This window comes from Halobellus limi, from assembly GCF_004799685.1.
Taxonomy (GTDB): domain Archaea; phylum Halobacteriota; class Halobacteria; order Halobacteriales; family Haloferacaceae; genus Haloquadratum; species Haloquadratum limi.
This window is the reverse complement of the sequence record NZ_CP031312.1, coordinates 177,633-199,006: the sequence shown is the minus strand read 5'-3', so window position 1 is coordinate 199,006 and position 21,374 is coordinate 177,633. Positions and strand designations below refer to the sequence as shown.

The window sequence follows — 21,374 nt, the reverse complement described above, 5'->3', positions numbered from 1 at the left end:
ACGTTTTTCGCTGTCAGAGCGGAGAACGGGTCAGTTCGCCTCCCTCTTCACTGCTCACTGACGCTTTTCACAGCCCGCTGACGCTTTTTACGGTTCACTGACGCTATTCACGGCTCGCTGACGCGCAGAATCGGCTTGATCGCGTCCCCGCTCTCGGAGTCGGCCACGGCCCGTTCGATCTCCTCGAAGTCGTAGTAGGTGACGAACTCGTCGAACGGGAACTTCCCCTGGCGGTACAGCTCGATCAGGTCCGGAATGAACTCCTTCGGGTTGCTGTCTCCCTCGACGACGCCCGTGATCGACCGCCCGTTGAGGATGAGGTCGTTGACGTCGTAACTGGCCCGCGTGCCGAGCGCGGGCGCGCCGACGACGGCGAGCGTGCCCCGCTGGGTGAGCGTCTCGACCGCCTGCTCTGCGACGTCTGCGACACCCGTCGACTCGACCGCGTAGTCGACGCCGCCGCCGGTGGCCTCCCGGACGGCCTCGACCACGTCGTCGACGTCGCCGGGGTTGACGGTCGCCGTCGCGCCGAGTTCGTCGGCTTTCTCCAACCTGTTCTCTTTCAGGTCCACCGAGACGACGTCCGTGCAGCCCTTGACGTCCGCCCCGAGCACGGCCGAGAGCCCGACCGAACCGGCACCGAAGACGGCGATCGACGAACCGGCCTGCGGGTCGAGCGTGTTGATCACCGCGCCCGCGCCGGTCTGGACGCCGCAGCCGAGCGGACCGAGCAGTTCGAGCGGGACGTCGTCGTCGACGGCCACGACGTTTCGTTCGGTGGCGAGGGCGTGCGTCGCGAAGGAGGACTGACCGAAGAAGCGCCCGCTGAGGTCCTCGTCGCCGCGCGAGAGCGGCGACGTGCCGTCCTCGGGGCGGCGCCCGCCGAAGTTGTGCGCGAAGAAGTCCTCGCAGTAGGCCGGGTGTCCGGCGTGGCAGCTGTGACAGTCGTCGTCGTAATCGAAACTGAGGACCACTCTGTCCCCCGGTTCGACGTCGGAGACGTTGTCGCCGACTGATTCGACGACGCCGGAGCCCTCGTGGCCGAGTACCGCCGGGAGCGGGGTCGGGTACAGCTGATCGCGGACGATCATATCGGTGTGGCAGACGCCGGCGCCGACGACGCGGACCAAAACTTCGTTCGCTTGGGGGTCGTCCAGTTCCACGGTCTCGATCGTGAACGGTCCGCCCTCTTCGTCGACGACGGCAGCATCGATCTCCATTACGACGGTGCATACGGCGGGAGCCGTGGTAAAGATTAGTGGCCGATCGTCGTTGCCGTCGCGAACTGGAGTCCCGCCCCGGACACACCACTGTGTCCGCTGTAATACGCAGGAGAGCGGTTCAGAGTGCGGATGTTCGGAGTTGCGTTGGCGTTCACGACAATTCAGGTGCGGTCGGCATTCACAACAATTCAGGTGCGAGTTCGGTTCGGCGTCGGCGACGTCACGAAGCGCCCTCAGCGTTCACGACGTCGAGTGCGGAGTCGAGGAGGTCGTCAGCGTGGGTCTCTTCACGCGCTTCGGCGGTCACCCGAACGAGCGGTTCGGTTCCGCTGGGCCGGACGAGGAACCAGCCGTCGCCGGTGTCGACCCGGAGGCCGTCGATCGTGTCGATGTCGTCGTAGCGCTCGCGGAGGGCCCGCTCGATTGCGGTCATCGCCTCGGATTTGTCCTCGACTTCGACGTTCGCGCGCCGGGTGACGTACGCTCCCGCAGGGACGGAATCGAGGAGTGCTCCGAGCGAGCCGTTTCGCGCCACGAGGGCCGCGAGGTGGAGTGCCGCATACTGCCCGTCGGGGGCGAGCGTCTCCGCCGGCCAGATCCACGCTCCGGAGGGTTCACCACCGAAGACGAACCCCTCCTGTGACGCGGCATCCGCGACGTGGACGTCTCCGACGGGCGTGTACTCCACCGACCCGCCCGCGTCGGAGACCGTATCGGCGACGACCAGACTCGTATCGACCGGAACGGCGATTCGGGGAGACGAGGAGGGGGAACTGGAACCGCCATCGTCCCGGTCATCGAGGGCGTTCGATTCGACCGCGTCGCGAGCGAATACGGCGAGCAGGAGGTCGCCGGGAACGTACTCGCCCGCGCCGGAGACGGCGACCATCCGATCGGCGTCGCCGTCGTGGGCGATCCCGAAGTCGGCGTCGAGTGCGGGAACCGCAGACTGGAGGGCAGTGAGGGTTTCGGCGTTCGGTTCGCTCTTTCGCGCCGGGAACCGTCCGTCGCGCTGGGCGTCGAGCGTGTGCACCGTCGCCCCGAGTTCGTAGAGTGCATCGACGGTGACGCGGCCGGTTCCGTTGCCCAGGTCGACGACGACCGACAGGTCCTCGAACGGTGACGCCCCGCCGTCCGAGAAGGATTCGACGAGACCATCGAGATGTCGAGAGGCGATGGTTTCTTCGACCCGTTCGGTTCCGAACGCGTCCCAGGGGGCGCTCTCGACGCCGTCGGTCGATGCGGCACCGTGGGCGTCGGTAGAGGGTCTGCCGTCGGCGTCGTTGGATCGTCTCCCGTCGGCGCCTCTCGAAGGGTCATCGACGTCGGCGTCTCTCGCGGTATCGTCGACGTCGCCGCCCGAGAGTCGTCGTTCGATCGTATCGGTCTGTGTCGGAGTGAACGCCTGTCCCGACGGGTTCCAGAGTTTGATCCCGTTGTCCGGAGCCGGGTTGTGGGAGGCAGTGATCCCGACGCCGGCGTCGGCCCCGAGCCACTGGACGCTCCTCGCCAGCGTGGGTGTCGAGACGACGCCGAGTCGTATCACGTCGGTCCCGGCCTCGCGCAGACCGACCGAGGCGGCGTCGGCGAGAACGTCGCCAGTGTTCCGAGCGTCGCGCCCGACGACCACCGTCTCGGTGTCCACACCGACTGCCCGTCCGACGTCGAGAGCGAGTCGAGCAGTGACGACGTCTCCGACCGGTCCGCGAATGCCGCTCGTCCCAAACATATGAATAGAACAACCGTGGAGGTATTTCGTTATAAGAGACCTGATCGTGGCCACCGACACACCGAGGTAGTGAGGATAGACGTGAAGTGAGAACGGGCGTGAAGTGAAGACGAATGTGGAAGTGAGGACGGACGTGCGGATACTGTGGACGGACGAACTCCAGCGGACGACGTGGACGGAACACAAAACAGCGGACGTAGTGGTGTCAGGAAGTCTATCGGACACCACTATGTCCGGAGCAATCGTGGGGTTCGACGTCGAACAGCGGACACGGTGGTGTGTCGGGGCAGGATCGTGGCGGCAGAGTGGAAAATAGCGACGAGTGGATGAGAAGAGCACCGTAGAAGGCGACTCCGTGCGGGGAGCAGCGGACACGATGGTGTGGTGCAGGTGAGTGGAGTGAGGCAGGTTGTTGGAGTATTCCAAGTGGGTGGTGTAGTGCAGGTTGTTAGAGGGGTCTAGGTTGTTGTAAGCGTGAACTGGGTAGTTGCGAGGGTATGTCGAGTGGGGATGAATCGAGCGGTCGCGACGACCGTGGTGCGTTCAGTAGTCGCGGTCAGACGTTGGAGAAGTCCTGGAGCGTCGGGGCCGCATCGTCGTCTTCGGCGTCGACGTACGGGGCGATAGAGTCGTGGACACCGACGAGTTCGACCGTTTCGACCATCGCAGAGAGGATGAGTTCGACGTCCATATCGAGCGCGTACTCCCGGTAGGTCCCGCCGCGACGGCCCTCGTTGCGCTCGGTGACGGAGACGATGCCGAGCATCGCGAGTTCGCTCAGGTGATCGCGCATCCGTCGCGGCACGAGCGGATCGCGGTTGGCGAGTTCGGCGAACCGCGTGTAGCGCGGACGGACGTCGCGGGAGCGGACCGGCGCTTCGCCCTCGAGATCGAGAGTCAACAACGCGTACAGGACGAGGTGGCCGTGTTCGGTGAGACCGTTGATTCCCTCCTTGATGCGGCCCCGCTCCAGTGCGCGTCGACCGCGACGGACGTGTTCTTCGGTCACGGTGTCGGTCTCCTCGTCGCGAGCGAGGTCGCCGGCCTTCATCAACAGGTCGATCGACTGTCTCGCGTCGCCGGCGTCCTTCGCACCGTAGGCCGCACAGAGCGGGATCACCTCGTCGCTGAGAACGTCGTCGTGGAACGCGACTTCGCCGCGCTGTTCGAGGATCGCACGGAGATTCTCGGCGTTGTACGCGGGAAAGTGGATCTCCTGTTCACAGAGTGAACTCTTCACCTTCGGCGAGAGGTCGTCTCGGAACGAGAAGTCGTTGGAAATGCCGATCAGGCCGATCTTCGCCTCCTGCAGGTCGTCGTTCGCACGCGCTCGCGGGAGTTGATAGAGGATGCTGTCGTCGTTCACGTGGTCGATCTCGTCGAGGACGACGAGCACGGTCCCCCCACACGCGTCGAGGTCCTCCCACAGCATCTCGTAGACCGAAGCCAGCGGATACCCGGTGGTCGAGATCTGGTTGGCCTCCGAGCGGAGATCGTTGACGAGACGGGTCGCGATCTGGTACGAGCTCGTCAGACCGTCGCAGTTGAGGAAGATCACCGTGAGATCGATGTCGTCGTACTGTGCGGCGTCTTCACGGAGGTGAGCGAGCAGGTACTTCGTCGCGGCCGTCTTTCCCACGCCCGTCTTGCCGTACAGGAAGATGTTGTTCGGCTGCTCTCCGTTTATCACGGGTTGGAGCGCTGCCTGATACGTCTGGAGTTCTTCATCGCGGCCGACGAGCTCCTCGGGCTGGTAGTCCTCCCGCAAGGCGTCGCGATCACGATAGATCTCGTTGTCCCGCTCGAAGAGGACCATACGACTGTCGTATAGAACAGCTGATTAATAAAACCACCGTGTCCGCAGTGTCCGCTGTTCTGGTCTATTATAAGTAGCCCGGATCACACCCCCCCTCCACTATGTCCGCTGTTGTCGGTATATTACGGTGGGGCCTGTGAGTTGGTCGTGGACCTATTGAAACAGAAAAGTTTATATCTAATACAGTTTTATTGGTCCGTAGCACAAACTAAAATTAAAATATGACTGGTTTAAATTAACAAACCAGTCTCGTGTATCGTAGTCTCGTCGGTCATTCGAATCAGTCATTCGAACCAGTCATCTAGCCGAGGGTTTGATCGCTTCCGAAACGAGCTTCAGCGAGTAGTGGGAGGAACGCCGAAACAGCGGACATTGTGGTGACCGTTCCGAGCGTCGTCATTCCCCGGATGTTTTTCCAAAACGGTTCCGAGTGATGCACGAGAAATTAACAGTAGCTCCACTTCCATATTCTCTATTCTGCACTATCAGGCCCTGAAACGGCTACTTTGACCAGGTATTCTTGACTTCTCACTTCGTGCTTTCTAATCATTCGCGGAGATGAGGCCCTCCGTTCTCCCCAGGAACTGCGGACATAGTGGAGGGGGGGAGGGGGAACTGCTCTCCCATCGCTAGTACTGTCCTCTCGTCGCTAGTATTATTCGAATAGTGACTTGCCGACGAGGACGGTAACAGCGGACATCGTGGAGTGATACAGATCCGACTTCACGGAACCGCTAGTGGGAGAGCGGCTACAGAGGCCGTATTCGACGGTTTGTGTGTGAACAGCGGACGAGGTGGTGTGGGAGTCGCGTCCGACGGAGTGCGAGTTCCTTCCGAGGTCGTAACTCGCGATCGAGGTGAGCCGCCACAATTTCGGACTGATCGAATCGGTGGTTCCGGCCACGACGTATCCGCGCAACCACGACGTATCCCGGGTGTGACACCGTGGACCCTAGAACAGCGGACATAGTGGAGGGGGAGGGGTCATCGGTACATCCGTGGACCTCTCGTCGCATACTCTCGCAGCTATTTCGACGAACTTCGACGAAGAACGAAAGTCCCGCCGACGAAAACAGTGATCCCGAGATCGGCGTCCTCGATGCGCCCGTTCGACGGGTGCGCTTATTTGTTGTACGTGTCGGGGATCAGCACGCGTCCGTGTCTTCCGACGGTCCGCCCGACGATCGACCCGATCCGGTCGAGAGTCGCAGAAATGGACGCGGCGGGAAGATAGAAATCGGTCTCTTTGGATTCAGTGCGGTTGAGTTTGCGGTTGTCGACTGTAGCCATCGTAGTTACGTATACGAGAGGGGGTCGTATGAGGGTTTGTTAGTACTCGTCCTGGTATTTTTATTCTATCCTTCTAGCTACTGCCTATATCCTGAAATCAGTTCAGGTAACGGGTGACATCTCGAATTATATTGTGTTCTTTTGTGAACGATGTCTCTCTCGCTTTCGCGGACCGGACGCCACAGATCGGTCTCCACGGCGAAAAACGGGCGTTGGACCGGAGTCCGACGCAAGCAACCCGATCAGGAAAGCACCTCACCCACGATCAGGGTGAAAGCACCTCGACCAGATTCCCTTCGGGATCACGTACGAAAAATATCGTCGTGCCGCTCTCGGTCGTCTGTGGTTCGCTCAGCGTTTCGACGTCGTCGGGGAGCTCGGCGTGGCAGTCTTCGACGTCCTCGACGGCGAGACCGACGTGTGTCGTCCCCGGCGTGTCGAGTCGTGATTCCGATCCGACCTCCGATGCCGACCGTGATGTCGAATCGTACGTGACCAATTCGAGGCGTGTTCCCCCGGCGTCGAGATGGGCGAATTCAGCGTGCGCCTCCGGAAGGTCAACTCCGGTCGAGAACGCCTCACCGCCTACCTCGAACCGAGTCAGGAGATCCAGTCCCAGTTTGTCGCGGTAGAACGAAACGGTTCGATCGAGATCAGAGACCGTTATGCCGACGTGGTGGGCTGTAAACTCGGACACGTCCTGTGGTGGACGTGGCGTTCTCAAAGAGCCATCGAACCCACGAGCCACGAGTACCTCCACTCGTTCAGTCACACGGCCGCACTCGCTCGGCATACGGCCGCTTTCGACCGGGCGGAGAAATCCCCGATCACGATCGGTGGATCCAGTATCGTCACACAGATTTCATATACACTCACCCGTATTATCACACGACTATCACAAATAGTATTACTCACCTCGTGTCGTCTCCGACCGTCACCGAAGATCTGTAATTGGAGTAAAGCTGTCCCCCCTCGAAGCGGCAGCATTCCCCACTTCGCGCAAGGTTTTTGCCCGCTCCCGACCCAGATGCGATCGATAGCGCTGAGCCACAGAGTGGTTTCGGCGGGAGCAAATCGTATCAGATGAGCGAAATAACGGTCATAACCCAGCGAGACGAATTCGTTGAGACTGCGGCGTCGGAACCGGTGGGGGTACGAATCCCCGTCGAGGTTAGAACCGTCGTTCAGGACCCTTTCGAGGCGTATCGACGCGTACGAACGGAAGACGAAGACGGCGTGTATCTCGAAACGACAGGCGGGCAGTCCGGCTGGGGGTACTTCGCCGTCGACCCGGTCGAACACGTATCTGTTCCGAATTCGGCAGTAGATCCGGACGTATCCGCGGGAGACGCGTCGGCAGGGAGATCCGAGAGTGCCACACCGACGCTGGAGGCCATCGACTCGTTGCTCGACCGCGAGCGCCTCGTCCGCGGCGACTGCGACGTTCCGTACCCCTGCGGCGCGTTCGGGTGGCTCTCCTACGACGTCGCGCGCGAACTCGAATCGCTCCCCGATACGACGGAGAACGACGGTCTCCCCCAGCTCCAACTCGGCGTGTTCGACGCCGTGGTCGCGTGGCAGGAACCCCGAGCGGCACGGAACGAGCCCACTTCCGGAACCGACGGTCGTACTCCGAAATCCGACGGAATCGAACTCCGCATTACGGTCTGCCCAGTCGTGGACGAGTCTCCCGAAGAAACCTACCGCACGGCCCTCGACCGCGCAACGTCGCTGGCGGAATCCGCCGCTTCCGGTCCGGTCTCGACGCCGTCCCCAGCGGTCGACGCCGACCGGGCCACGTTCGAGAGCGAGTGTGGCGAAGACGAGTTCGCCGAGCGCGTTCGAACGATCAAGCGGTACATCCGAGACGGCGACACCTTCCAGACGAACGTCTCTCACAGACTCGTCGCCCCGGCGGCCGTCCACCCGATCCAGGCGTTCGACGCGGTTCGACGCGTCAACCCCGCGCCGTACTCCGGACTCTTGGAGTTCCCGGGCATCGACCTGGTGAGCGCGAGCCCGGAACTGCTCTTGGAGGTCGACGGCGACCGCCTGCTCACCGAACCCATCGCGGGGACGCGCCCGCGCGGCGACACGCCCGAGGCCGACGCAGAACTCGAGGCGGACCTGCTCGCAGACGAGAAGGAACGTGCCGAACACGCGATGCTCGTGGACCTCGAACGCAACGATCTGGGGAAAGTCAGCGAGTACGGGACGGTCGACGTCTCGGAGTACCGTCGCGTCGACCGCTACTCGGAGGTGATGCACCTGGTCTCGCTCGTCGAGGGGACTCGACGCGCGGGGACGACGGTCGCCGACGCGGTCGCCGCCGTGTTCCCGGGCGGGACGATCACCGGCGCGCCGAAGCCGCGCACGATGGAAATCATCGACGAAGTCGAGCGGACGCGACGGGGCCCGTACACGGGGAGTATCGGGATCTTCGGCTTCGACGACCGGGCGACGCTCAACATCGTCATCCGGACGCTGGTCCGCCGCGGCGACGAGTACCGACTCCGCGTCGGTGCCGGTATCGTCCACGACTCGGTCCCGTCCGAGGAGTACCAGGAGACGCTCGATAAGGCCCGTGCACTCATCAACGCGGTCGACGAGGCGCTCGGCGAACGGGCGTCGTTCGCGGTCGAAACCGGGACCGAGGTGGGTCCCGACGGCGCTCAGGAGGACCCACGGGCCGTCGAAGCGGAGGACCAGCCTTGATCCTCATCGTCGACAACTACGACTCCTTCGCGTACAACCTCGTCCAGTACGTCGGCGAGTTCGACGACGTGATCGTTCGACGGAACGACGCGGTCGACGTCGACGACGTCCGCGATCTCGACCCCGACGGCATCGTGGTCTCGCCCGGACCGGGAACCCCCCAGGACGCCGGTGTCTCGATGGACATCTTCGCCGAGACCGACCTCCCCGCTCTCGGGGTCTGTCTCGGGCACCAGGCGCTTTGCGCCGCCCACGGCGCGCCCGTGGGTCACGCTCCGGAGGTCGTCCACGGGAAGCCCTCCGTCGTCCGACACGACGGCAGCCGACTGTACGACGGCGTCGAGAACCCCTTCGAGGTCGGCCGGTACCACTCGCTGGCGGTCGAACCGGGGCACATCCCGGACGTGCTCGTCGAGACGGCCGTGACCGACGACGAGCAGGGCGTCGTGATGGGCGTCGAACACGTCGAGAAGCCCCACTACGGCGTCCAGTTCCACCCCGAGAGCATCCTCACCGACGCCGGCAAGCGGATCGTCGAGAACTTCTGCCGATCGATCGCGGATTCGGAAGCGCCCGCTGCGGACGCGTGAGTCTCCGACAGGCGCGACGTCGAACCGCCGGATCAATCGATCCGCGTTGCTGAGGCGCGACAACGGCATTGACTCCCTTCACCGTCACCGCCCGAACGTCCGCTACTTCTCCCGATCCGGCGGTTCGACGTCGTGGTGGGTCTGGATATCGGGCAGTCGATCGAGCACGAGACGGACGAGCGACGTGTGCCCCCGCCCGCGTTCCTCGCGATAGAGCGCCAGCGAGAGGCCGACCATCGCGACGAGGGCCAGCACGGCGAACGGCGCACCGGTGAGCACCGCGAGCGCCTGCAGGGTCTCGCCGCCCCCGACGAGGATCACCGCCAGCGCGACGCTCGCCTGCACGGCCCCCCAGAGCGCGATCGTCCCGCGAGAGGGGGCGATACCGCGCCGGGAGGCGAGGATCGCCGCGATCAGCGTGGACGTGTCTGCCGAGGTGACGATAAACACGACGATGAGCGCCAGAAAGAGGAACAACAGGAGATCACCAAGCGGGAGCGCCGACAGGATCGGAAACCCGGCGACGGCTTCGCTACCGCCGCGGGCCTCGATCGAGGCCAGGACGTCCGCGGCACCGGACCGCTGGATCGAGAGGGAGGTCCCGCCGAATACGAGGAACCAGACGCCCGTCGCGGCGGAGGTCGCCCCGACGCTCGTCAGCACGACCGTCCTGATCCGACGCCCGCGCGAGAGCGCCGCGAGGAAGAGGCCGGCGAACGGTGCCCACGAGAACCACCACGCCCAGTTCCAGACGGTCCACTCGGTCACCCACGATCCCGACGAGAAGAGGCTCATCGGGACGAAGTGTACGAGGTACGCCCCGACGGCGTCTGGCCCTCGTTCCACGACGAACTGCCGCGGACCGACGGCCAAGAGCAGGACCCCGAACAGCGCGAACAGGACGACGTTGAGCCCCGCGATCCGGCGGATCCCCCGGTGTAAGCCCGACACCGCCGAGAGGACGAATACGGCCGTCAGTCCGCCCACGAAGAGGACGGGCCCGGTATCGCCCGGCGGCACGCCCCACTGAAACTCCACGCCGGTCAGGAACTGCTGTGAGACGAGCGCTATCGACGTCGCGACGCCGCCGATGGTCGCGAAGACGGCCAGCGTGTCGACGAGTCGGCTCCACGGGGAGTCCAGTCCGTCGGCGCCCAAGAACGGGGTCAGGATCGAGGAAACGCGGAGCGGTGCTCTCCGTTCGAAGACGAAGTACGCGATGGGGACCCCGAGGACGGCGTAGGCGCTCCACGCCGAGAGCCCCCAGTGAAAGAGCGCGTACACGAGTGCCGCACCGACCGCCGCGTCCGATCGGGCCGGGACGTCGAAGTACGGCGGCGGTTGCCGGTAGTGAAAGAGCGCCTCTGCGGGTCCCCAGAACACGATGCCGGCGGCGATGCCGGCGGTGAAGACGAGCGAGAAGTACGTCGGGTAGGTGTAGGTGGGCTCGACGTCGTCGCCGCCGAGTTTGACGTCGCCCCAGGAACTCAGGAGCAACACTGCGCAGTAGACGACGGCCAGCAACACCGTTCCGAGCAGAAACGGCCCCATCCCGCGCAACACGCCGCCGCTGAGGCGGTTGATCGACCCCGTCGTGGTCGCGGGAAAGAGGAGGTGCAGAAGAAAGTAGACCGCGAACACGAGTACCGGTAGTCCCAGCGTGATCGGATTCTGATGCGAGACGAGGTTCCACAGGTGCGTCCGCAGCGAACCACGGCGAACGCGGAGCAGCGTCGCCGCGTACGTCTTCTCGGCGTCGACGCCCTCGTACGGAAGCGCCGCGAGGTAGCCCAGGCCGGAGCCGAAAAACAGCAGTGAGAGGCCGAGCCACGCCCGCCCGCCGAGGGCGTCGCCGACGAACGACGGGAAGAAGAACCCGACGAGCACGACGGCCCCCGATCCGACGAACGCCACGAGGAGCGCGTCCGAGAGCGTCTGCCCCGGTTCGGATTCTCCGCTCTCGCTCATACGATACCTGTTAGCACGGGACGGTATTACTCTGTTGACGACGCCGCTCCGCCGCCCTCCCCGGGTTCATTCGGTCGAGGGGTCCGCTCCGCCGTCGTTCTCGGACCGACGGCGCCCGGAACCGGTCTCGTTCTCCCCGAGCACGGACTCCCCGAGCAGACGCCCGCCGATGGCGCGCAGGTCGATGATCTCGTCCGCACCGACCGCGTCCAGTTTCTCGACGTGGGTCTCCTCGTTGGCGACGGCGACGATCCGGACGTCGGGGTTCACGTTTCGAGCGGCGAGGACGGCGAGGACGTTCTCCGCGTCGTCGTCGCCGGCGACCGCGACGCCGCTGGCGACGTTCACCCGGGCGTCTCGCAGCGCCGACTCGTCCGTGGGGTCGTCGGTCAGTACCTCGACCCCTTCGCCGGACAACCGGGAGGCCGCGTCCGCGTTCTCGGTCACCACCACGAGGTCTGTCTCCTCGTCGATCCGTTCGAGGAACGATTCGGTCACGTCGCCGTACCCGAGGACCACCACGTGGTCCTCGAGGAGCGAGAGTTCTGATGCAGTCATGGTTCCGAACGCCGCCGCCATCCGCGATTCGATCGCCGGGCCGATCAGCGCGCCCACGGCGACGGTGAACGCACCGGTCCCCAGGAGGATCACCGACAGCGAGAACAGTTTCGCCTCGACCGTCACCGGGGTGATGTCGCCGTAGCCGACCGTCGCGATGGTGACGATCACGTAGTAGAACGCGTCGCCCCACCCGTCGAGTTCCAGGAACTGGTCTCTGAGGCCGTAGGCCCCTACCGTTCCGTACAGGCCGACCCCGAGGATCGACGTCAGCGCCGCGATCTGCAGCGAGGACAGGTCGAGCGTCTGACTGAACGCGTCCCGGTTCGCCACGAGAAGGGGAACGGCCGCGAAGACGAGCAGGAGCAGCGGGATCTCGGTCGTCCGGCCCGTGGTCAGCGGGAGGAGCGCCAGTCCGGGGAGCGACCCCACCGCGGCCAGCCAGGCGATCCGCTTTCGACGTTGCAGTCCGACGGTCACGAGTCCGAGGGGAAACGCGAACAGCACGCCCGCGAACCGTACGAACGTCCGCGAGAGCGGGAGAACCGCCGCGAGCGGACCTTCGACGACCGGCTGCGGTTGGCTCAGGTTCGAGAGCCCGGTCACGAACGCGAGGACGGTGATCGCGGCCATCACCGCGACGGTCGACTTCGCGCCGGAGAACTCCCGCCACTCGACGAACGGGACGCGGTCCGTCGGATAGAAGACCTCCTCGAACGGCCGCTCCTCCGACTGCCCCTGTGAGTCAACCACTACCGAAGGTAACCGCGGCCGAGATAAAAACTGTACTGTTGGATAGTTGTCCCTTTGAGTAACGCCGGCAGTCTCAACACCCGGCTCGTTCTAGCGTCGAATATGGCCGTGCATCGCACCACGAACGACTCGTTGCCCTCACACACCACCACCGAACGACTCCGGAGTACATCGGGACGGTCGAGTCCGACTACCGGAAACCCGCAGATAGGTGTCGTCCGATCGCACACCGCTGCCGAACGCTCGCGGAACGTAACCGGAGACGCGGGTCGATTCCGGAGCGACCTCTCGAATCCGCGCCGCTCTCGTGGAGATACGGTGAGATCGGGTGTTCGCCGATGAACCCGGCGATCCTCTTCGGCCTCGGGACGATGCTCGCGTGGGGCTTTTGGATCACGTTCGGGAACGTGGCCTCGAACAGCATCGATCCGGAAACGGCGGCGTTCGTCTCCTACCTGACCGCGACGGTCGTGACCGGGCTCTACGTCGTCGTCTCCGACGCCTCTCTCGCGGTAACGAACCGGGGACTGCTCTACTCGGCCGTCGCCGGCGTCGCGGCCGCCATCGGCGTCGTCTCGACGTTCGTCGGCGTCACCGTCGGCTCTACGGCGATCGTCTCGACCATCGGCGGGATGTACTTCGTGACGGCGGCCGTAATCAGCGTCGCCGCGCTCGGCGAACCGCTCTCGATCCAGAAGGCCGCGGGGATCGGCCTGGCGCTCGTCGCCATCGTCATCATCAACCAGTGACCGACGCGACACAACCACTCGACACGCGGACACGTTGAGTCGGCGACTCCGAGCTACCGACTTTTAAGACGCCCACCGAAGTATCCACTGCCGTATGAAGCGAACCATCAGCACCGACGACGCACCCGCGGCGGTCGGCGCGTACAGCCAGGCGACGACGAACGGCAGCCTCCTGATCACGGCGGGCCAGCTCCCGCTGACGACCGACGGCGAACTCCTCGACGACGAGTCCGTCGCCGATCAGACGCGACAGTGTCTCCGGAACGTCGAGGCGATCCTCGAATCCGAGGGCCTCTCGCTGTCTGACGTCCTGAAGACGACGGTCTTCCTCGACGACATCGACGACTTCGACGAGTTCAACGAGGCCTACAGCGAGTTCTTCGAGGAGGAACCGCCCGCCCGGAGCGCCGTCGGGGCCGGAGCTGTCCCGAAGGGCGCCGCCGTCGAGATCGAAGCCATCGCGACGACCGAGTAGTCCGGTTCGACACTCGTTCCGGACGCCGCTTCGACAGACGTTCCAAATCCGCTTAACAGACGTTCCAAACCCGCTTCGACACCTCGCCCGAGGAAACCGGGCGAATCGAGATTCCGTCCGATAGGGCCGGTATCGTTGCGGAACAAACCCTTAATGATTCTCGGGACGCTACCTTGATTCGTATGACCGACGGGGCCCCCACGGACCTGCTTCACGTCGATCTGAGCGCCGGCTCCGTCGAACGCGAGCGGCTTCCCGACCGGTGGCTCGCCGAGTACGTCGGGGGCAAAGGACTCGGGGCACGGTACCTGTACGACCGCCTCGAACCGGGGACGGATCCGCTCGGTCCGGCCAACTACCTCCTGTTCACGTTGGGCCCGCTCAGCGGCCTGCTCCCGGGTGAACCCCAGTTCGCGGCGATCACCCGCTCGCCGCTGACGGGCACGTTCCTCGACTCCTACAGCGGCGGCGAGTTCGCCTCCTCCCTCGTCGGCGCGCTCGGCGGCGCGCTCGGCGTGGCGATCACGGGCCAGGCCGACGAACCCACCGTCCTCGAAATCGCCGACGGGACAGCGACGCTCTCTCCCGCGGACGACCTCTGGGGTCGGGACGTCGTCGAGACGTGTGACGCCTTCGAGGGCGCCGTCGCGTGTGCCGGTCCCGCGGGCGAGAACCGGGTGCGTTATGCGACCATCGCGTCCGACGGCGGCGACCACCACGCCGGCCGCGGCGGTGCGGGCGCGGTGATGGGGGCGAAACGGCTGAAGGCGGTCGTCGCCCGCGGATCGCAACCCGAACCGTCCCGGGAGGTCGCGGCGCTCCGCGACGAGTACGAGCGCCGGTACCGCGAACACGACGTCGGCCGCTGGCACGCCGCGAGCGCGACGCTCGAGACCGTCGACTTCGCCGACGAGGTGGGCGTCCTCTCGACCCGCGGCTGGCAGGAGGGCTCCTTCGACGGCGCGGCGGACATCGGTATCGACGCGGTTCGAGAGGCGGCAGTCGCGCGGGAGGCCGACGGCGACTCCGAGATTCCCGGCGGGTTCCGCGTCGAAACCGAGGCCGGCGAGTCGGTGCCGCGCGGGGCAACGCCGATGTCGCTCGGCGCGGGCCTCGGCATCGACGACTTCGACGCGGTCGCCGCCCTCGGTCAGGACTGCGACCGGCTCGGGATCGACGTCATCAGCGCCGGTAACGCCGTCGCCTGGACCGTCCGCGCCGTCGAGGCCGGCATCGTCGACGTCCCCGACGCCCCCGACGCACTCGGGTCGACCCCCGACTTCGGCGACGAGGAGGCCGCACGGGGGCTCATCGACGCGATCGCCCACCGGGAGGACGGCGTCCCGGACGCCCTCGCAGACGGGGTCGAGGCCGCCGCCGAGCGACTCGGCGGGGCCGACCTCGTGCCGACGATCAAGTCGATGGAACTCCCGGCCTACGACCCGCGGGGGTCGCCGACGATGGCGCTGGCGTACGCGACGAGCGACCGCGGGGCGTGTCACCGGCGTTCGCTCCCGGCAGAGACGGAGGTGTTCGAGGGCGACTCCTGGGACGACACCGACCGCGTCCGCCTCGTGATCCGCGAGCAGACGATCACCTCCGTCCTCTGGAGCCTGATCGCCGACGACTTCGCGGGCGCGGTGCTGGAGGACGACCTCGGGGCCGAGTGGCTGTCGACGGTCGACGCCACCGCACCGACGGACCCGGCCGAGCTGCTCCGCGTCGGCGAACGCACCTGGACGCTGACCCGACTGTTCAACGTCCGCGAGGGCTTCGACGCGTCCGACGAGACGCTCCCCTCTGTGTTCGAGCGACCGCTCGCGGGCGGCCCCGCCTCCGGCGACGCCATCGACACCGACTGGTTCGACGGCCTTCGCCGCCGCTACTACGCGGCCCGCGGGTGGAACGAGGAGGGGATTCCGACCCGCGACCTCCTCGACCGATTGGACCTCCTCGACGTCGTCGACGACGACACCCCGGTCGCCGGGCGCGACTCGATCGCGCGCCGTAGCGACTGACTTCCGTCCGGTCCACGCGAGCGTCGCCGCGACTGATCACTCCCGGTTCACCCGGGCGCGCGGAGGCTCGCGCGATCGGGCGGATCAACCCTCCTGGGTCGGATCGGTCTTCTCGATGAGCGGGTGCTGGAGGTAGTCGTTGACGTCGATGTCGGCCAGCGACTCCAGGCCCGCCACTCGCGCCACCTTCCGGAATCCGAGTTCGCCGACGTCGCCCTCCGGAACCGTGAGGACGTACGCGAGCGTTCGTTCGATGCCCAGCTGCCGGGCGGCCATCGCGCGGTGGTGGCCGTCGACGAGGAACCGTTCGGACCCGGAGGAGACGACGATCAACGGCTCCGCGAGTTCGTGCTGGAGTTCGTACTTCCGCCCCTCGAGTTCGTCGGCGTACACCTCCCGCTGAGTCGGGACGAGCGCGTCGACCGACACCCCGCGCTCGGACACGTCGACGGTGGCGTCGTGGCTCCGTTCGAGCATCTCTCTGGTGCTCTGGACCTTCGTCGGCGTCGTCCGCTCGATCCCGCTTCTGACCGCGTCCCCGTTCGAGAACGTCCCGAGCAGTGTCCGCTCGCCGTCGACGACCGGGAGGAACTGATGGCCGGTCCGGAGGATCACGCGCGCCGCGTTCTTCACCGTCATCTCGGGTCTCACCACGACCGGGTCGCGGCTCATCACGGTCGCCACCGACTCGTCGCCGGGCCGCTCCAGGAGGTCGATCGCACCGACGTACCCGAGCAGGGTCCGGTCGTCGTCGACGACCGGGAAGCCGCTGTACTGCGATCCCTCCTTCAGGCGGTCGACCACGTCGGTCACCCAGGCGTCGGGCGCGACGGTGTCGACGTCCGTCGTCATGTACTCCTCGACGGTGACCTCGTCGAACTCCAAAAGCGATCCATCGGGATCCGAATCACGCTGTGGTGGCATCTGTCTCTCCTCGTGTGCGAAAAGCGAACGGCGATACCGACCCGCTGTAGGCATCGACGACCTCGCTGTGGGGGTGGACGTCCACGCTGTAGGCGTCGGCGACTATGCAGTTCGCGTGGACGTCGATTGCGACGTCGACGTCGACCGCGGTCTCGATTCTCACGTGCCGGTCCGACGCCGAAACACGAAACGGTGTCGTCCGCGCGGGTCGGCGGGGGTCGCTACTTCCGCGATCAGTCGTCGGCCGGCGCGTCGCTCGTCTCCGAGGGCTCGACGCCGACTTCGATCTCCGCGGCGGCGGCCTTGTACTCGGGGATGTTCGCTCGCTCGTCGAGGACGTCGTTCGTCAGCCGGTTCGCCGAGGCCGCAGCGAAGTGCGGCGTCGTCCAGACGACGCCCTCCTTGATGTCCTCGGTGACGTGCGCTTCGACCTCGATCTCGCCGCGGCGGGACTTCAGCGTGATCTTCTCGCCGTCCTCGATGCCGTAGCGCTCGGCGTCGTTCGGGTGGACGTCGACGAAGTTCTCGGGGTACTGCTTGTTGAGCCGCGGCGAGCGTCGGCTCATCGTCCCGGTGTTGTAGTGCTCTTCGAGCCGCGCGGTCGTGAGGATGAGCGGGTACTCCTCGTCGGGCACCTCCTTCGGCGGCTGGTGGGTGACGCCCTCGATCTGCCCGAGGCCGCTCTCGGTGTCGAAGCCGTCCTCATAGAGGTACTGATCGCCCTCGTCGCCCGGTTCGTAGCAGGGCCAGTGGATGCCCTCCTCGCCGAGCGCGTCGTAGGTCATCCCGTGGTAGCTCGGGCAGACCTGGCGGAGCTCCTCGAACACTTCCTCGGGCGTGTCGAAGTCGAAGCCCTCGCCGAACAGTCGCGTTCCGACCTCACACAGGATGTCGAGGTCGTGCTTGGTGTTCTCGTGGACCTTCTGGACGCCGCGCATCCGCTGGACGCGGCGGTCGGTGTTGGTGACGGTGCCGCCGCGCTCGGCCCACGTCGTCGCCGGCAGCACGACGTCGGCGTACTCGGCGGTCTCGGTCATGAAGATGTCCTGGACCACCAGGAAGCCGAGCTCGTCGAGGAGGTCGGAGACGTGGTTGGCGTTGGGTTCGGACATGACGGGGTTCTCGCCCATCACGTACATCCCCTGGATCTGCTCGCCGATGCTCTGGGTGATCTCGACGTTCGTCAGGCCGGGCTCGTCGGGGATCTCGAACCCCCAGACGTCCTCGACGCTCTCGCGAGCCTCGTCGTCGTCGACGAGCTGGTAGCCGGGCAGGACGTTCGGCATCGCGCCGACGTCGGAGGTCCCCTGGACGTTGTTCTGTCCGCGGAGCGGGTTGACGCCCGTGCCGGGGCGACCGAGGTTACCGGTGGCCAGCGCGAGGTTGATCTCGTTCTGGACGTTGTCGACGCCGCAGGTGTGCTGGCTCATCCCCATCCCGGTGAAGATGGCGGCGTTGTCGGCCGTCGCGTACTTCTCGGCGGCGAGTTCGATGTCCTCGAGCGGGACGCCGCACTCCTCGGCGGCGGCCTCCTTGTCGAAGTCCTCCAGCGTCTCGCGGAGGTCCTCGATGCCCTCGGTGCGCTCTTCGACGAACTCCTCGTCGACCCAGTCGTTCTCCAGCACCGTCTTCAGGACGATGTTGAGAAGCGGGATGTCCGTGCCCGGCTCCAGCTGGAGGTGCTGGTGACGTTCGGTCTCCTCGATGTCGAAGGAGGTCGTCGTCTTGTTGGCGTGGGGGTCGACCTGGATGACCGTCGCGCCGTCGAGGACGGCCTGTCGGAAGTAGTTGCTGTTGGCGATGGGGTGCTGCTCGGCGGGGTTCGCGCCCTGGATCCACAGCACGTCGGCCTCGTTCATCAGGTCCTCCATGCTGTTGGTCATCGCGCCCGCGCCGAGGCTCGTCCGCAGCGCGTACACCGTCGAGGCGTGGCACATCCGCGTGCAGTTGTCGACGTTGTTCGTGCCGTAGCGGCGCGCGAGCTTCTGGAGGAGGTAGTTCTCCTCGTTCATCGTCTTCGAGGAGCCGAAGAAGCCCATCGCGTCGGGGCCGAACTCCTCGCGGATCTCCTCCATCTCGGAGACGATCCGCTCGTAGGCCTCCTCCCAGGAGGCCTCGCGGAACTCGCCGTCCTCCTTGATCAGCGGGTCGGTGAGCCGGTCCTCGTGGTCGACGACCTGCGTCGCCGCGCCGCCCTTGATGCAGACGCGCCCGTCGTTCACCGGCGCGTCGCCCCACGGCATAAACCGCATATCGCCGGGGTCCTCTCCGGGCTGTACCTGGATCCCGCAGCCGACGCCGCAGTACGGACAGATCGTCTTCACGGGGTCTTGTTCGTCACTCGACATAACGTGCTCCCTCCGCGTGATTATTCATCTCGTTTGTATTCCTGCCCGGCCACGAGTATGAATCTTTCTCACACACTCGCACCGAGATACCCGGACGAAAGCCCAGTATGGCCGTTTTGTCCGGATGAGGCGGTGTAATAGGTGATCTCCGAGGCGGACGGGAACGATCGGATAGGACGCGTCCCCGGCGCCACAACGTATCAGATCACGCCCACGATCTGGGACGTCCGCCCGGAGCGTTTGCGCTCCACCGGCTGGACGGACACGTGCGTGTCCGTCACCGGTTTCGACCCGACCCAACCCGAGATCCGATCGGCGCGCCCCGTCGACGCCTCCTTCAGTACCTCACGCGCTCCAGCGAGTCGATACCGCCGATCCACTGGTGGTCGTCGCCGTCGCTGATGTCGTTTTCCTCCCAGGCGACCGGCTCCCAGTGGGGATCCAGCGTGAGGTAACTCCCGGTGTTGAACTCGATCCTGTGCCCGCTGGTGGGGTCGCGGGCGTACATGAACTCCCCGCGGGAGATGCCGTGTTGACCGATCCCGTCGACCGGAACCCGGTTCTCGTTCATCACGTTGTGGGCCTCGAAGAGGTCGTTCGCCGAGTCGACCTCGTAGGCGACGTGGTGGACCGCGGCGTCGTCGTCGTCGTTCTCCGACTGGACGATCGCGAGGTCGATCTTGACGCCGCAGGCGCTCAGGAACGTCCCCCAGCGCGACCCGTCCTCGAGGTCGTAGTACTCCTGGACCTGGTAGCCCAGTTCCTCCCGGATCCACTCGGCGCACTCCTTCGCGTCCTGGTCCCAGATCTGGAGGTGGTCGATGCGGTTCGGGGCGATCGGATCGTTGTCGGTGGGATCGTACTGGCGATTCTTCAGCCGCGAACGCCGTTCCTCGGGGGCGTCGGGCTTCGCCATCTCGCCGTAGAGCTCGAAGCGGTGGCCGTTCGGCACCTCGAAGCGGATCGCCTCGCCCTGGCCCGCCTCCGCGCCCTCCTCGATCCAGGTGACGTCCATTCCCTGCGCTTCGAACTGCTCGGCGAACGCCGCCACGTGCTCCGGTTCCTCGGTCTGCCACCCGACGTGGTCGATCCCGGACTCGTCGGCCTCGGTCAGGCTGAGCGAGTGGTGATCCCACTCCTCGACGGCGCGGAGGTACGCCGTCCCCCCGCTCCGTTCGACGACCTCCAGGCCCACCGTGTCGCCGAAGAAGGCTAGCGATTCCTCCAGATCCGGCGTCTCCAGTGCGACGTGTCCCAGCCGTGCGACTTCCGGTGACATCGACAGAACGTTCCTCAGTAACGATAGTAAAGAACCCGTGGGTTCTCAGAATCTGGGATTCCCCGCGAAGACGTTTGAGAGAACCGAAAAACGGCGGTGTCGCATTCAGAGCCGCCGTCGAGAAAATGCGTGGACCTCCGGCGCGCGACGGCGACGGACGAACGCGGCCGCCGACAGCGGTGCCGGCCCGCTCGGTCGACGAGCGTCCGGATCGCGAACCCCGGGAGGGACGGGGAGTCGCCTCCGACAGTATGAGGGTCCTGGCACGGCAACGGCCCGTATGGAACTCACTGCGGATCTCGTCGAGGAGAAGGCCAAAAAATACCCGGAGATTCAGCCGCTCGCACACGCCGAGGAGGAGCACTTGGAGATGCTGCCGGATATGCTCGCGAGCGGGGACTACGGCTGGCGGGACCCCGAGTGGATCGTCCAGTGGTACGGCCGCCGGTTCCTCGGCGGGATGCCGAACGCCGAGCGCCGGGCGCTGGAAGACGCCTACGACGACAACGACTACGAGGACGTCCACGCGGCCATCGAGGCGGCCGTCGACGCCGACTCCCCCGAAGCGAAGCTCTCGCACCTGAGGGACCTCGCCGGCGTCGACGTCCCGATCGCTTCGGCGTTCTGCCAGTTCCTCCACCCCGAGGAGTACGTCGTCGTCGACGAACGGCAGTGGGCGACCCTCCGCGAGTACGGCGAACTCGACTCGGCGTACCCGTCGCCGCCGACTGCGGCCGACTACGAGCGGTATCTCGACACGTACCGTGCGGTCGCCGAGCGGTGTGAGTGCTCGCTGTGGGACCTCTACCGGGCGCTGTGGGTGCTGGCCGAGGAGTCGTAAGCCGACCTGACCGAGGAGTCGTAGGCCGGCGACGGGACTGCCGGTCGTTCTCGATCCCGCTATTCTCGCAAAAAATAAGCCGCTATCGGACTCGAAGC

17 protein-coding genes are annotated in these 21,374 nt (G+C 65.6%); 6 read left to right on the top strand and 11 right to left on the bottom strand.

What is annotated here, in order from left to right; genetic code table 11:
- Window positions 1-107: 107 nt before the first annotated feature.
- From DV707_RS15460 to DV707_RS15445, 5 genes are all read right to left on the bottom strand, one after another.
- Window positions 108-1,220 carry an NAD(P)-dependent alcohol dehydrogenase gene (locus DV707_RS15460; protein ID WP_103993250.1) on the bottom strand — a complete coding sequence of 371 codons (1,113 nt, stop codon included), beginning with the start codon at window positions 1,218-1,220 and terminating at the stop codon, window positions 108-110.
- Window positions 1,221-1,443: 223 nt separating this feature from the next.
- Window positions 1,444-2,952, bottom strand: coding sequence for a phosphohexomutase domain-containing protein (locus tag DV707_RS15455; protein ID WP_103993251.1), 1,509 nt, complete (start codon window positions 2,950-2,952; stop codon window positions 1,444-1,446).
- 556 nt (window positions 2,953-3,508) lie between these two features.
- Entirely contained in the window at window positions 3,509-4,768 is a 1,260-nt protein-coding gene (locus tag DV707_RS15450) for an orc1/cdc6 family replication initiation protein (protein ID WP_103993252.1), read from the bottom strand.
- 1,122 nt (window positions 4,769-5,890) lie between these two features.
- Window positions 5,891-6,058, bottom strand: a complete 168-nt coding sequence (locus DV707_RS18835) for a hypothetical protein (RefSeq protein ID WP_205742825.1) — start codon at window positions 6,056-6,058, stop codon at window positions 5,891-5,893.
- A gap of 265 nt (window positions 6,059-6,323) precedes the next feature.
- Window positions 6,324-6,755: a VOC family protein gene (locus tag DV707_RS15445; protein WP_103993253.1), complete on the bottom strand. Its 432-nt coding sequence runs from the start codon at window positions 6,753-6,755 to the stop codon at window positions 6,324-6,326.
- 386 nt (window positions 6,756-7,141) lie between these two features.
- On the opposite strand from DV707_RS15445, the gene DV707_RS15440 reads away from it, so the two are divergent.
- Together DV707_RS15440 and DV707_RS15435 are read left to right on the top strand one after the other, a co-directional pair.
- Window positions 7,142-8,773, top strand: a complete 1,632-nt coding sequence (locus tag DV707_RS15440; protein WP_103993254.1) for an anthranilate synthase component I family protein — start codon at window positions 7,142-7,144, stop codon at window positions 8,771-8,773.
- Window positions 8,770-9,363, top strand: a complete 594-nt coding sequence (locus DV707_RS15435; RefSeq protein WP_103993255.1) for an anthranilate synthase component II — start codon at window positions 8,770-8,772, stop codon at window positions 9,361-9,363. The genes DV707_RS15440 and DV707_RS15435 overlap by 4 nt, the downstream gene beginning before the upstream one ends.
- Before the next feature lie 102 nt (window positions 9,364-9,465).
- On the opposite strand, the gene DV707_RS15430 is transcribed toward DV707_RS15435, so the two are convergent.
- Both DV707_RS15430 and DV707_RS15425 read right to left on the bottom strand, forming a co-directional pair.
- On the bottom strand, window positions 9,466-11,331 hold the full coding sequence (locus DV707_RS15430; RefSeq protein WP_103993256.1) for a BCCT family transporter: 1,866 nt from the start codon (window positions 11,329-11,331) through the stop codon (window positions 9,466-9,468).
- 66 nt (window positions 11,332-11,397) lie between these two features.
- Window positions 11,398-12,642, bottom strand: coding sequence for an NAD-binding protein (locus DV707_RS15425; RefSeq protein WP_200820982.1), 1,245 nt, complete (start codon window positions 12,640-12,642; stop codon window positions 11,398-11,400).
- 338 nt (window positions 12,643-12,980) lie between these two features.
- Here DV707_RS15425 and DV707_RS15420 point away from each other — a divergent pair, with 338 nt between their 5' ends.
- The 3 genes from DV707_RS15420 to DV707_RS15410 all read left to right on the top strand — a co-directional run bounded on the left by DV707_RS15420 (window position 12,981) and on the right by DV707_RS15410 (window position 15,884).
- Complete coding sequence (locus DV707_RS15420; protein WP_103993257.1) at window positions 12,981-13,391, top strand: DMT family transporter; 411 nt, start codon at window positions 12,981-12,983, stop codon at window positions 13,389-13,391.
- Window positions 13,392-13,485: 94 nt separating this feature from the next.
- Entirely contained in the window at window positions 13,486-13,866 is a 381-nt protein-coding gene (locus DV707_RS15415) for a Rid family detoxifying hydrolase (RefSeq protein WP_103993258.1), read from the top strand.
- 182 nt (window positions 13,867-14,048) lie between these two features.
- On the top strand, window positions 14,049-15,884 hold the full coding sequence (locus tag DV707_RS15410) for an aldehyde ferredoxin oxidoreductase family protein (protein ID WP_103993259.1): 1,836 nt from the start codon (window positions 14,049-14,051) through the stop codon (window positions 15,882-15,884).
- A gap of 84 nt (window positions 15,885-15,968) precedes the next feature.
- Here DV707_RS15410 and DV707_RS15405 read toward each other — a convergent pair whose 3' ends face one another.
- The 4 genes from DV707_RS15405 to DV707_RS15390 form a co-directional block, all read right to left on the bottom strand.
- On the bottom strand, window positions 15,969-16,769 hold the full coding sequence (locus DV707_RS15405) for a CBS domain-containing protein (protein WP_103993260.1): 801 nt from the start codon (window positions 16,767-16,769) through the stop codon (window positions 15,969-15,971).
- 22 nt (window positions 16,770-16,791) lie between these two features.
- Entirely contained in the window at window positions 16,792-16,971 is a 180-nt protein-coding gene (locus DV707_RS15400) for a hypothetical protein (protein ID WP_103993261.1), read from the bottom strand.
- Between the two features lie 70 nt (window positions 16,972-17,041).
- A complete protein-coding gene (gene fdhF, locus DV707_RS15395; protein WP_103993262.1) occupies window positions 17,042-19,156 on the bottom strand; it encodes a formate dehydrogenase subunit alpha in 2,115 nt (704 codons plus the stop codon).
- A 337-nt stretch (window positions 19,157-19,493) separates the two neighbouring features.
- Window positions 19,494-20,435 (bottom strand): VOC family protein, encoded by a 942-nt coding sequence (locus DV707_RS15390; protein WP_103993263.1) that lies wholly within the window; start codon window positions 20,433-20,435, stop codon window positions 19,494-19,496.
- Between the two features lie 280 nt (window positions 20,436-20,715).
- Between DV707_RS15390 and DV707_RS15385 the strand changes: the two genes are divergently transcribed.
- Window positions 20,716-21,276, top strand: a complete 561-nt coding sequence (locus DV707_RS15385; protein WP_103993264.1) for a hypothetical protein — start codon at window positions 20,716-20,718, stop codon at window positions 21,274-21,276.
- Window positions 21,277-21,374 lie beyond the last annotated feature (98 nt).